Raw genomic sequence first — 11,660 nt, 5'->3', positions numbered from 1 at the left:
CGCCGGTGAAGTACTTGCCCTTGTAGGTCGAGAAATAGGTCTGCACGAACCGCTCGTGGTCGCCATAGACGGTGCGCATCTGGCCCGGCCAGGAATCGGTTATGCAGAGATTGCCGTCGGTGGCGCCTTCCAGCACCTTGCCTTCGCCGTCGACCAACTGCGGCTGAACGCCGAAGAAGGGCCGCGTGGCGGAACCGGCTTTCAGGTCCGTGGCGCCGGGCAGCGGCGTGATCAGGATGCCGCCGGTCTCGGTCTGCCACCAGGTGTCGACGATCGGCACCTTGCCGTTGCCGACGACGTTGAAATACCATTCCCAGGCTTCCGGGTTGATCGGCTCGCCGACCGACCCCAGAACGCGCAGCGACTTGCGCGAGGTCTTCTTCACATGCTGGTCGCCGGCGCCCATCAGGGCGCGCAGCGCCGTCGGCGCGGTGTAGAAGATGTTGACCTTGTGCTTGTCGATGACCTCCCAGAAGCGCGCCTGGGAGGGATAGTTCGGCACGCCCTCGAACATCAGCGTGGTGGCGCCGTTGGCCAGAGGTCCGTAGACGATATAGCTGTGGCCGGTCACCCAGCCGACATCGGCGGTGCACCAGTAGACGTCGCCGTCATGGTAGTCGAAGACATATTGGTGTGTCATCGAGGCATAGACGAGATAGCCAGCGGTGGTGTGCAGGACGCCCTTCGGCTTGCCGGTCGAGCCGGAGGTGTAGAGGATGAAGAGCGGATCCTCGGCCTTCATCTTCTCCGGCTTGCACTCAGCCTTCACCGAAGCGACTTCATCATGATACCAGACGTCGCGCCCGGGAGCCCAGCCGACCTTGCCGCCGGTGCGGCGCACGACGGCGACCTTGTCGACCATCACGTGCTGCCTGGCGGCGATGTCGATCGCCTTGTCGGCATTGTCCTTCAGCGGAATGGTCTTGCCGCCGCGCAGACCTTCGTCGGCGGTGATGACGAAGGTCGATTCGCAGTCGACGATGCGGCCGGCGAGCGCGTCCGGCGAGAAGCCGCCGAAGACGATCGAATGGATGGCGCCGATGCGGGTGCAGGCGAGCATCGCATAGGCCGCTTCCGGGATCATCGGCATGTAGATGGTGACGCGGTCGCCCTTCTTGACGCCGTGCTTCTTCATCACATTGGCGAGCCGGCATACATGTTCGTAAAGCTCGTTGTAGGTGATCTTCCTGTCGTCGTAGGGATTGTCGCCTTCCCAGATGATGGCGGTCTGGTTGCCGCGCTTCTTCAGGTGCCGGTCGATGCAATTGTAGGAGACGTTGGTCTGGCCGTCCTCGAACCACTTGATCGAGACCTTGCCGTCGAACGAGGTGTTCTTGACCTTCGTGAAAGGCTTGAACCAGTCGATGCGCTTGCCGTGCTTGCCCCAGAACTTGTCCGGGTTCTTCACGCTGTCGGCATACCATTTGAGGTAGGTATCGTTGTCGATCAACGCGTTCTTCTTCCACGCCGGCTGGACGCGGTGGACATGCACATCGGACATTTCCTGCTTTCCTCCCAAACCACTCCGCCGGCTTGAGCCGCCAGCGGCATCGCGGCAAAACGGCCGCGAATTCGCGGGCATTATTAACAGTTCCGTCGTGACGGCAATATTAGACGTTGGATTCGCGCGGCGGGATGACGCAGGGGCAAGCGCCCAAGGCTACTAGCACTCCCGCTGGGCGGCTGCTAACTGCCTGTTTTAATAAGAAAAATCTTTAGGGACCTCGCAAAAAACCATGGACAGTTAAGCAACCGTGCGCACAATTCGGCGTTGGGAGGAAGGAGAATCAACCAAGGAAACGCAATGCGCGACAATTCCGAAATGGACCTGATGCTCAGGGGATATGGGCTGACCACGGCCAAGATCCTTTACCACTACCCGGACCACCCGCACCTGCTGCAAAGCTTTGTCTGGCAGGATTACGACATAGCGCCGCAATTCCCGGTGCTGATCCGCTTCATCGAATTCTGGAAGACCAAGCTCGATGGGCCGCTGCATTCGGTGACGTATACGCACCAGAGGCTCGTCGCGCCGAATGAGTGGCGGAAGGTCGATGGGGAGTTTCTGGTGCACTGAGGCGGCGTATTCTCCCCCCTTGAGGAGGAGATGGCCGCAAAGCGGCCAGAGGGGGGTCGTTGCGCGTGGAGCGCGACGTTCCGCGATGTGCAGATGAAGTTGGTGCTCCACGCGCAGCGACCCCCTCTGTCGCCTTCGGCGACATCTCCCCCTCGAGGGGGGAGATTGGCAGCGTCAAACCGCCGGCGGGTTCAGCCGGGCAAAGCCTTCCTGGCGGCGATAGGGGAAGTAGGGATAGGGCGCCGTCACCGCGCTCGCTTCGTCGAGCGCCTTGATCTGCTCCGGCGTCAGCGTCCAGCCGACGGCGCCGAGGTTCTGGCGGAGCTGCTCTTCGTTGCGGGCGCCGATGATCACCGACGACACGGTCGGCCGCTGCAGGAGCCAGTTGATGGCGACCTGCGGCACGGTCTTGCCGGTCTCGGCGGCGACAGCTTCCAGCGCATCGACCACCTTGAAAAGATGCTCGTCCTCGACCGGCGGGCCGAAATCGGCTGTGCCGTGCAGCCGGCTCTTTTCCGGCAAGGGCTGGCCGCGGCGGATCTTGCCGGTCAGCCGGCCCCAGCCGAGCGGGCTCCACACCAAAGCGCCGACGCCCTGGTCGAGGCCGAGCGGCATCAGCTCCCACTCATAGTCGCGGCCCACCAGCGAATAATAGACCTGATGCGCGACGTAGCGCGGGTAGCCGTGTTTGTCGGCCAGGCCGAGCGATTTCATCACCTGCCAGCCCGAAAAGTTAGAGACGCCGACATAGCGCAGCCTGCCGGAGCGCACGAGGTCATCCAACGCCGACAGCACTTCCTCGATCGGCGTCGAGGCGTCGAAGGCATGGAGCTGAAGCAGGTCGATATAGTCGGTGCCGAGACGCTTCAGCGCCGCGTCGACGGAGCGGATCAGGCGGGAGCGCGACGAGCCCCAGTCGGCCGGACCGTCGCCCATCGGCAGCGACGTCTTGGTCGAGATCAGCACCGTGTCGCGACGGTCCTTGATCGCCTCGCCAAGCACTTCTTCCGAGGCGCCGTTGGAATAGACATCGGCCGTGTCGAAAAGATTGACGCCCGCCTCCAGGCAGATGTCGACCAGCCGGCGAGCCTCTTTCGCGTCGCTGTTGCCCCAATGGCCGAAGAGCGGGCCGGAGCCGCCAAAGGTTCCGGCGCCGAAGGAAATGGCCGGCACTTTCAGGCCGGAGGCGCCGAGAGATCGATAGTCCATCTTTTTTCTCCTGATTGGATGTCGAAGGGATCAGCGCTCAGCACTGCGCCGTGACCGGCTTGCCGATCGCGCTGCCGCGTTCGAGACGCAGCGCCATGAGCACCACGCCGAGCGCGGCGATCGGCACCAGGCCGGCGACGAGAGGGACGGCGCCGAGGCCGGGGCCGTGATCGATGACGAAGCCGCCCAGCCAGGCGCCGATGGCGTTGCCGAGATTGAAGGCGGCGATGTTGAAGGAGGAGGCCAGGCCTTGGCCGGCGCCCTTGGCCTTCTCCAGCACCCACATTTGCAGCGGCGCGACGGTGGCGAAGGCGGCGGCACCCAGCAGGCCCACGGCAATGATCGCCGTGATCGGCTGATGGATCGCCGCGGTCATGACGAACAGCACCGCCGACAGCGCGACCAGAGTGCCAACGACCGTCGGCACAAGGTGCCGGTCGGCGAGGCGTCCGCCAAGCAGGTTGCCGGCGACCAGCCCGCCGCCGAAGACGAGCAGGATCGGCGAGACGGCTCCCTCGGAAAAGCCAGTGACGCGGGTCAGGATAGGCGCCAGATAGGTGAAGGCAGCAAAGACGCCGACCCAGCTCAGCACCGTGGTCAGGAGGCCGAGCAGCACTGCCCGGCGGCCGAGCACGGCGAGCGTGCCTTCGGAGCTTTCCTCCTCGTCCGCTGCTGCCGGTTCGTCGCGCGGCACGAGCAGCGCGATAACCGCAAAGGCGATGACGCCGACCAGCGTGACGGCGAGGAAGGTGGAGCGCCAACCATAGGCCTGGCCGAGCCAGGTGCCGAAAGGCACGCCGAGGATGTTGGCGACGGTGAGGCCGGTGAACATCAGGGCGATGGCCGAGGCCTTCCTGTTGGGCGCGACCAGGCTGGTGGCGACGACGGAGCCGACGCCGAAGAAGGAGGCGTGGGCGAAGGCGGTGAGCACACGCGCAGCCATCAGCGTCCAGTAGTCGGGCGCCAGCGCGCAGGCCAGGTTGCCGACGGTGAAGACCACCATCAGCGCAAGCAGCAAGGTCTTGCGCGGCAAGCGGCCGGTCAAGGCGCCAAGCAGCGGCGCGCCGACGACGACACCCAGCGCGTAGCCGGAAATGAGCAGGCCCGCGGCCGAGATCGAGACGCCGAGATCGGCGCTGACATCGAGCAGCAGGCCCATGATGACGAATTCGGTGACACCGATGCCGAAGGCACCGGCGGTGAGGGCATAGAGAGCAAGGGGCATGGCAGGATCCGTTTGGTGCTGAAGGACGCCCAGTCCCGCGCCCCGATGCGAAAGATCGTGGTCCGTCGAGTTGTGAACCAGTCTTGCAATGGGCATATTTTCTGTGAAATAAATTCACAAATGGCGAGACCCGAAATCAACCGCTCCGGCGAGATCGAAGTGTTCGTCCGCGTCGCCGAGACAGGCAGTTTTTCCGCCGCGGCGCGGGCCTTGCGCATGACGCCCTCGGCGGTGAGCAAGCTGATCGCGCGGCTGGAGGCACGGCTCGGCGCGCGGCTGGTCAGCCGCTCGACACGCAAGCTGCAACTGACGCCGGAGGGAACCAGCTTTTACGACAGCGGCCTGCGTATCCTTGCCGATCTCGATGCGGCGGAACGCGAGGCGGCCGCAGGCGCCGCGCCGCGCGGAAAGCTCAGGGTCAACTCCTATGTGCCGTTCGGCCAGCACCGCTTGATGGAATTGCTGCCGCGTTTCCTGGAGCGCTATCCCGAGATTTCCGTCGAAGCGGTGCTGACCGACAATGTCATCAACCTGTTGGAGGAGCGAGCCGATGTCGCCATACGCGCAGGACCGCTCAGCGAGTCGCGCCTGGTGGCGCGCAAGCTCGGCCAGAGCCGGATGGTGCTGGTTGCGTCCCCTGCCTATCTCGAAACGCGCGGCACGCCCAGCGCATTGTCCGACCTTGCCCGCCACAACATGCTCGCCTTCGGCTTCGCCAGGCATATCGACGGCTGGCCTTTCATTGATGCCGCCGGCAAATCGATCATCCTGCCGATCGTCGGGAACATGTCGCTGACCGATGGCGAAGCGATGCGGCGAACGACGCTGGCGGGAGCCGGCATCGCAAGACTGGCGCGCTGGCATGTCGAACCCGACATCGCCGCCGGACTGCTGGTGCCGCTGCTGGAAGAGTTCAATCCCGGCGACGAGGAGCCGACACACGCCGTCTATGTCGGCCAGGGCAAGCATTTGCCGGCCCGGGTGCGGGCCTTTCTCGACTTCCTTGCGGAGACTGTCCGCATCTGAATGAGAAAAGCCGCGCGCCAATGACACGCGGCTTTTCGGAGTTCGGAAGTTACGCCTTCGGCACGAACGGCGCCGGACGCCGGCCGGCGCTTTGCCGCTCAAGCATCCAGCCCGGATATTCGGCGGGCAGCGCGCTCACCTCGTCGAGCCTGGCAAGATCGCCGGCATCGAGCTGCAAGCCGGTCGCGGCGAGGTTCTGCTCGAGCTGGTCCATGCGGCTGGCGCCGATGATGACGCTCATCACAAAAGGTTTTGCCAGAACATAACCGAGTGCCACCGTCGCAACGCTGACGTCGTGCTTCTTCGCCACCTCGCGCATGACCGCAACCGCCGCCCAGGCGCGGTCTTCGTTGACCGGCGGGAAGTTGAAGGAGGCGCGGCGGCCCTCGCCATTGCCGGGCGCGCCAGGACCGTATTTGCCGGAGAGCAGCCCGCCGGCCATCGGCGACCAGACCATCAGGCCGAGCTTCTCTTCGTTGATCAGCGGCACGATCTCGCGCTCGAGATCGCGGCCGGCGATCGAGTAATAGGATTGAATGGTCTCGAAGCGGGCAAAGCCCTTGCGCTCGGCAATGCCGAGCGCCTTGGCGATGCGCCAGGCCTGCCAGTTGGAGACGCCGACATAGCGCACCTTGCCGCTGGCGACGAGATCGTCGAGCGCGCGCAGCGTCTCGTCGATCGGCGTCACCGTGTCGGTGCCGTGCAGCTGGTAGAGATCGATATGATCGAGTTGCAGCCGCTTCAGGCTGCCGTCGACCGAATCCATGATGTGGCCGCGCGACGAGCCGCGCTCGTTCGGGCCGTTGCCCATGGCGCCATGCACCTTGGTGGCGATGATGACGTCCGAGCGCTTGATGCCGAGATCCTTGAGCGACTGTCCCAGCAATTGCTCGGACTGGCCAAAGGAATAGACATCCGCCGTGTCGAAGAAGTTGACGCCGGCGGCGATCGAGCGGGCGACGATCTCGTTGACGCCCTTCTGGTCGAGGCTGGCGATCAGCCCCCATTGGGCATTCTCGCCGGCGGCGCCGAACGTCATGGTGCCGAGGCAGAGTTCGGAAACGAAAAGGCCGGTATTGCCAAGCTGGTTGTAGCGCATGGTGGGATTCCCCGAGAGAAGGAGTGAGTGACCACAAGCAAATAGGAACGGGCCGTTTCGTTTCAAGGCCCTCACATCGAGAGAATCAGGGATCGATGTCTCGGATCATCGTCTCAGGTCTGCGATTGACTTCCTCGGCGAACGCGTCGTCCCACTCAGGGCCAGAGAGAAGATATTCCGCAAGTGACGGCTTGGCGCCGATGAGCTTTTCGTAGTCAGCCACCGCTAACACCACGGCGACGGGCTTCCCATGTTGCGTGATGGTCTGCGGCCCTGTTTCACGCGCTTGCCTAACCAATTTCGGCAGGTTCTTCCCTACTTTCTGAAGGTCCCAGTCCATGAGCGACGCTCGGCAAAACAGTCCGACATTCTTATCAGCTGCTTTAGAAAAGGTCATGCAAGCAGATCGCGGCACCTACCGGCTGCCGAAGATCGCCGATCCCACCCGGACGCTGGTCGCGCCGAAGGCGATCGCAGTCTCATAGTCGCCGGACATGCCCATCGACAGTTTTTCGACGCCGGCCTCGCAGGCGAGCTTCTCCAGCAGCGCGAAATGCGGGCCGGGATTCTCATCGGCCGGCGGAATGCACATCAGGCCTTCGACGGCGAGGCCATGAACGTCGCGGCAGCGCTTGACGAAGGCGACCGCCTCGCGCGGCTCGATGCCGGCCTTTTGCGGCTCGGAGCCGGTGTTGACCTGGACATAGAGTCTTGGCGTCCGGCCTTGCCTGGTCATTTCCTTTGAAAGCTCCGCGGCGATCTTCTCGCGGTCGACGGTCTCGATGACATCGAACAGCGCGACGGCTTCCTTGGCCTTGTTGGATTGGAGCGGGCCGATCAGATGCAGCTCCAGATCAGCAAATGCCTCCCTCAGCGCCGGCCATTTGCCCTGGGCTTCCTGCACGCGGTTCTCGCCGAAGACACGCTGGCCGGCCTCGATCACAGGGCGGATGTCCTCGGCCGCGAAGGTCTTCGACACCGCCACCAGGGTGACCGCGCCGGGCTCGCGCCTTGCCTCGCGCTCGGCGCTCGCTATCTTCGCCTTGACCGCGTGAAGCTGCTCTACGGCGTTCGTCATGCCGCTATCCTGCCTATAGTTTTCATGGCCGGGCCGGCTCGCCGCAGTTGACGGGTCCGGCAATCCATGGTGAACACCGCGACGACATTGTCTCGGCTGCCGGCCTGGGCGCGTCGATATCAGGTGATGCCGGCCTGCGAATGCCGGCCTGACCTGAATATCGACACGCCCTGATCCAGCACCGCGCACCTGCTTTTAAGTGAAAAACATCCGATGGCAACCGAACGTTACAATCCGCGCACGTCAGAGCCCAAATGGCAGAAGGCCTGGGCCGAAAAGAAGCTGTTCGAGGCTCGCAACGACGATCCGAAGCCGAAATACTACGTGCTCGAGATGTTCCCCTATCCGTCGGGCAAGATCCATATCGGCCATACCCGCAACTATACGATGGGCGATGTGGTGGCGCGCTACAAGCGGGCCAAGGGCTTCAACGTGCTGCACCCGATGGGCTGGGACGCGTTCGGCATGCCGGCCGAAAACGCCGCCATGCAGAACAAGGTCCACCCCAAGGACTGGACCTACGAAAATATCGCCGTCATGCGCGAGCAGCTCAAGATGATGGGCCTGTCGCTCGACTGGGCGCGCGAGTTCGCGACCTGCGACGTCGACTACTATCACCGCCAGCAGATGCTGTTCCTCGACTTCGTCGAGAAGGGGCTGGTGACCCGCAAATCCTCTAAGGTCAACTGGGATCCGGAGGACATGACGGTGCTCGCCAACGAGCAGGTCATCGACGGCCGCGGCTGGCGCTCGGGGGCGTTGGTTGAGCAGCGCGAACTGACGCAGTGGTTCTTCAAGATCACCGACTTCGCGCAGGATCTGCTGGATTCGCTCAACCTGCTCGAGGAGTGGCCGGAGAAGGTCAAGCTGATGCAGCACAACTGGATCGGCCGCTCCGAAGGCCTGCTGATCCGCTGGCCGCTGGCAAAGCCGGTTGGCGACGCGGATGAGCTCGAAGTCTATACGACAAGGCCCGACACCATCTTCGGCGCTTCCTTCATGGCGGTCGCCGCCGACCACCCGCTGGCGCGGAAAGCCGCCGAGGAGAATGTCGAGCTGGCGAAGTTCATCGAGGAGGTCCGCCATATGGGCACCTCGGTGGCGGCGCTGGAGACGGCCGAGAAGAAGGGTTTTGACACCGGCATCCGCGTCGTCCATCCGTTCGACGAGACTTGGACGCTGCCTGTCTATGTCGCCAATTTCGTGCTGATGGAATACGGCACCGGCGCCATTTTCGGCTGCCCGTCGGGCGATCAGCGCGACCTCGACTTCGCCAACAAATACGGCCTGCCGGTGATCCCGGTGGTGATGCCGGAAGACGGCGACGCCAAGACCTTCCAGGTCATTGAGGAGGCCTATGTCGACGACGGCGTGATGATCAACTCGCGCTTCCTCGACGGCATGAAGCCCGAAAAGGCCTTCAATGAAGTGGCGAAGCTGCTGGAGGCAAAGACGATCGGCGGCAGGCCGATGGCGGAGCGCAAGGTGAATTTCCGCCTGCGCGACTGGGGTATCTCGCGCCAGCGCTACTGGGGTTGCCCGATCCCGATGATCCATTGCGAGGCCTGCGGCGTCGTGCCGGTGCCGAAGGCTGACCTGCCGGTGAAGCTGCCCGACGACATCGAGTTCGACCGTCCGGGCAATCCGCTCGACCGGCATCCGACCTGGCGGCATGTGAAGTGCCCGCAATGCGGCCGCGACGCGCGGCGCGAGACCGACACGATGGACACCTTCGTCGATTCGTCCTGGTATTTCGCGCGCTTCACCGCGCCCTGGGCCAATGAGCCGACCGAGCCGAAGGCGGCCGATGAATGGCTGGCGGTCGACCAGTATATCGGTGGCATCGAGCACGCGATCCTGCACCTGCTCTATTCGCGCTTCTTCACCCGCGCCATGCGCGAGACCGGTCACCTCAATCTCGCCGAGCCGTTCAAGGGCCTGTTCACGCAGGGCATGGTGGTGCACGAGACCTACCGCGTCGGCGGCCCGTCGAACAACGGGCGCTGGCTGTCGCCGAGCGAGGTCAGGCTCGAGGATGTCGGCGGCAAGCGCCTCGCCTTTGAGATCGCCACCGGCGAGGAGGCGACCATCGGCGCGCTGGAGAAGATGTCGAAGTCGAAGAAGAACACGGTGAGCCCGGAAGAGATCACCGACGGCTACGGCGCCGACACGGCGCGCTGGTTCATGCTGTCGGACTCGCCGCCGGAGCGCGACGTCGAGTGGACAGACGATGGCGCGGCCGGCGCGCATCGCTTCGTGCAGCGCATCTGGCGACTGGTGCAGATCGCTGCCGAATCTCTGCCCGGTGTGAAGCCGGCGGCGGCGAAGGATGGCGAAGCGGGCGCCGTGTCCAAGGCCGCGCACAAGATCCTGAAGGCGGTCGGCGAAGACATCGAGAAGCTCGGCTTCAACCGCGCCATCGCGCGCATCTATGAGCTTGCCAATGCGCTGACGACGCCGCTCAACGACGTCGCCGAAGGCAAGGCCGACGCCGCCCTGAAGAGCGCATGCCGGGAGGCGGTGGAGATCCTGGTGCACATCATCGCGCCGGTCATGCCGCATCTGGCGGAGGAATGCTGGGAGGCGCTGGGCGGGACCGAGATGATCGCCGAGCGGCCGTGGCCGGTCTACGATCCGGCGCTGGTCGTCGACAACGAGATCGTGCTGCCGGTGCAGGTCAACGGCAAGAAGCGCGGGGATTTGACAATTGCCCGCGACGCGGATCAAGGTGCCGTCGAAAAAGCGGTGCTGGCTCTCGACTTCGTGCAAAAAGCACTGGAGGGTAAGGCTCCGCGCAAGGTGATCATCGTCCCGCAGAGGATCGTCAATGTCGTTGCCTGATCCGGTGAAGTCACAAGCGATCCGCCTGCGCGGTCGCCTGGCGGTCTGCGGCATGGCCGCCGCGCTTGCGCTGGTCTCGGCCTGCACCGTGCGGCCGCTCTATTCCAACCAGCCGCTGTCGCCCGGATCGCAGCTCAGCGCCTCCGCCGAGCTCGCGTCGATCTCGATCAAGCCGGTCAACACCCGTTACGCACAGCAAGTGCGCAACAATCTGATCTTCGCCTTCGGGCAGGGCTCGGGCGAGCCGGCCTCGCCGGCCTACACGCTCGACCTCGGCGTTACCGAGCTGGTCGAATCGGCGGCCATCGTGCAGGTGCAGACCCAGGAAGACGAGCCGACGGCGGGCACGGTCACGCTGACCGCCAACTATGTGCTGAGAGACACCGCGACCAACACGGTGATCGCCGTCGGCAAGCGCTCGATCCCGTCGTCCTTCGACCGGCCGCGTCAGGAATTCGCGGCCTATCGCGCCCAGATCGACGCCGAGAACCGCGCCGCCCGGGAACTGGCTGATCTGCTGCGGCTTTCAATCGCACAGGATTTGGCTAAACACGGCAAGAAAGCCTAGTTCCCCGGCGGGGATTTGAAAGGTTGCCGTTTGTTTTGGTGCAAGATTCTCCGTTCATTTCCGTGACATCAGCGCAAACGCCGGGGATTGCTCGAGGCCGTCCCAACTTCGTCATTCTATGGCGGAGCAAGGAGCGAAGCGACGCGGCGCAGACCATAGAATCCATTCCGTGACTTGGAAGCGCCGCCACGGTGCAGAATTCTGCTCCGTTGCACACCTCGGTGAAGGTAGCGGCATGGCTTCTAGGGTCTTCGCGACGCCGCTTCGCGGCTGCTCCGCCCTAGAATGATGGGTGGACGGCCCCTTGCGGCATCGAATGTGCCAAACTGGGCTGTGATTAACTCCAGCGGAAGGAGACCGTCCATCATGCAAGCTATCAGATTTGGAATCGATTTGGCCAAGAATGTGTGTCAGGTGCACGGCGTGGATGCTGCCGGGCGCGTGGTGGTGCAGCGGCAGCTGCGCCGCGCGCAGGTGGAGAAGTTCTTCGCCGCGCAGCCGCCGGCGCTGATCGGCATGGAGGCCTGCGGCTCGGCT

Annotated in this window: 10 protein-coding genes and 1 pseudogene; 5 read left to right on the top strand and 6 right to left on the bottom strand. The window is 64.0% G+C overall.

The genetic code is table 11. The features are described from left to right. Window positions 1–1,501: acetate--CoA ligase (acs, locus tag EOA23_RS25485; RefSeq protein WP_127306176.1), on the bottom strand; the 1,501-nt coding region annotated here is incomplete at its 3' end. Window positions 1,502–1,804: 303 nt separating this feature from the next. On the opposite strand from acs, the gene EOA23_RS25480 reads away from it, so the two are divergent. Further along, on the top strand, window positions 1,805–2,077 hold the full coding sequence (locus EOA23_RS25480) for an usg protein (protein ID WP_126063777.1): 273 nt from the start codon (window positions 1,805–1,807) through the stop codon (window positions 2,075–2,077). Window positions 2,078–2,251: 174 nt separating this feature from the next. On the opposite strand, the gene EOA23_RS25475 is transcribed toward EOA23_RS25480, so the two are convergent. Then, window positions 2,252–3,286, bottom strand: coding sequence for an aldo/keto reductase (locus EOA23_RS25475; protein ID WP_127306175.1), 1,035 nt, complete (start codon window positions 3,284–3,286; stop codon window positions 2,252–2,254). A 37-nt stretch (window positions 3,287–3,323) separates the two neighbouring features. After that, a complete protein-coding gene (locus EOA23_RS25470; RefSeq protein WP_127306174.1) occupies window positions 3,324–4,511 on the bottom strand; it encodes an MFS transporter in 1,188 nt (395 codons plus the stop codon). A 120-nt stretch (window positions 4,512–4,631) separates the two neighbouring features. Between EOA23_RS25470 and EOA23_RS25465 the strand changes: the two genes are divergently transcribed. Next, a complete protein-coding gene (locus tag EOA23_RS25465) occupies window positions 4,632–5,537 on the top strand; it encodes a LysR family transcriptional regulator (protein WP_127306173.1) in 906 nt (301 codons plus the stop codon). Window positions 5,538–5,586: 49 nt separating this feature from the next. Here EOA23_RS25465 and EOA23_RS25460 read toward each other — a convergent pair whose 3' ends face one another. From EOA23_RS25460 to EOA23_RS25450, 3 genes are all read right to left on the bottom strand, one after another. Further along, window positions 5,587–6,636 (bottom strand): aldo/keto reductase, encoded by a 1,050-nt coding sequence (locus EOA23_RS25460; RefSeq protein WP_127306172.1) that lies wholly within the window; start codon window positions 6,634–6,636, stop codon window positions 5,587–5,589. Between the two features lie 85 nt (window positions 6,637–6,721). Continuing rightward, a complete protein-coding gene (locus EOA23_RS25455; RefSeq protein WP_245474346.1) occupies window positions 6,722–7,033 on the bottom strand; it encodes a type II toxin-antitoxin system Phd/YefM family antitoxin in 312 nt (103 codons plus the stop codon). Between the two features lie 18 nt (window positions 7,034–7,051). After that, on the bottom strand, window positions 7,052–7,714 hold the full coding sequence (locus EOA23_RS25450; RefSeq protein ID WP_127306171.1) for a YggS family pyridoxal phosphate-dependent enzyme: 663 nt from the start codon (window positions 7,712–7,714) through the stop codon (window positions 7,052–7,054). A 213-nt stretch (window positions 7,715–7,927) separates the two neighbouring features. On the opposite strand from EOA23_RS25450, the gene leuS reads away from it, so the two are divergent. The 3 genes and pseudogenes from leuS to EOA23_RS36615 all read left to right on the top strand — a co-directional run. Continuing rightward, window positions 7,928–10,555, top strand: coding sequence for a leucine--tRNA ligase (gene leuS, locus EOA23_RS25445; RefSeq protein WP_127306170.1), 2,628 nt, complete (start codon window positions 7,928–7,930; stop codon window positions 10,553–10,555). Further along, a complete protein-coding gene (lptE, locus tag EOA23_RS25440; protein WP_127306169.1) occupies window positions 10,542–11,123 on the top strand; it encodes an LPS assembly lipoprotein LptE in 582 nt (193 codons plus the stop codon). Before leuS ends, lptE begins: the two co-directional genes overlap by 14 nt. A 366-nt stretch (window positions 11,124–11,489) precedes the next feature. Next, window positions 11,490–11,660: pseudogene (locus EOA23_RS36615) on the top strand (IS110 family transposase); the annotation flags it as partial.

It is taken from the genome of Mesorhizobium sp. M2A.F.Ca.ET.042.01.1.1, from assembly GCF_003997405.1.
Classification (GTDB): domain Bacteria; phylum Pseudomonadota; class Alphaproteobacteria; order Rhizobiales; family Rhizobiaceae; genus Mesorhizobium.
Note: the sequence above shows the minus strand (reverse complement) of the source record. Positions and strands in the feature narration are given on the sequence as shown.

Bases quoted from the DNA above. Each gene is read 5' to 3' on its own strand.
- EOA23_RS25470 (WP_127306174.1), bottom strand. From the start codon at position 4,511: ATGCCCCTTGCTCTCTATGCCCTCACCGCCGGTGCCTTCGGCATCGGT.
- lptE (WP_127306169.1), top strand. From the start codon at position 10,542: ATGTCGTTGCCTGATCCGGTGAAGTCACAAGCGATCCGCCTGCGCGGT.
- leuS (WP_127306170.1), top strand. From the start codon at position 7,928: ATGGCAACCGAACGTTACAATCCGCGCACGTCAGAGCCCAAATGGCAG.
- EOA23_RS25455 (WP_245474346.1), bottom strand. From the start codon at position 7,033: ATGACCTTTTCTAAAGCAGCTGATAAGAATGTCGGACTGTTTTGCCGA.
- EOA23_RS25460 (WP_127306172.1), bottom strand. From the start codon at position 6,636: ATGCGCTACAACCAGCTTGGCAATACCGGCCTTTTCGTTTCCGAACTC.
- EOA23_RS25465 (WP_127306173.1), top strand. From the start codon at position 4,632: ATGGCGAGACCCGAAATCAACCGCTCCGGCGAGATCGAAGTGTTCGTC.
- EOA23_RS25475 (WP_127306175.1), bottom strand. From the start codon at position 3,286: ATGGACTATCGATCTCTCGGCGCCTCCGGCCTGAAAGTGCCGGCCATT.
- EOA23_RS25480 (WP_126063777.1), top strand. From the start codon at position 1,805: ATGCGCGACAATTCCGAAATGGACCTGATGCTCAGGGGATATGGGCTG.
- EOA23_RS25450 (WP_127306171.1), bottom strand. From the start codon at position 7,714: ATGACGAACGCCGTAGAGCAGCTTCACGCGGTCAAGGCGAAGATAGCG.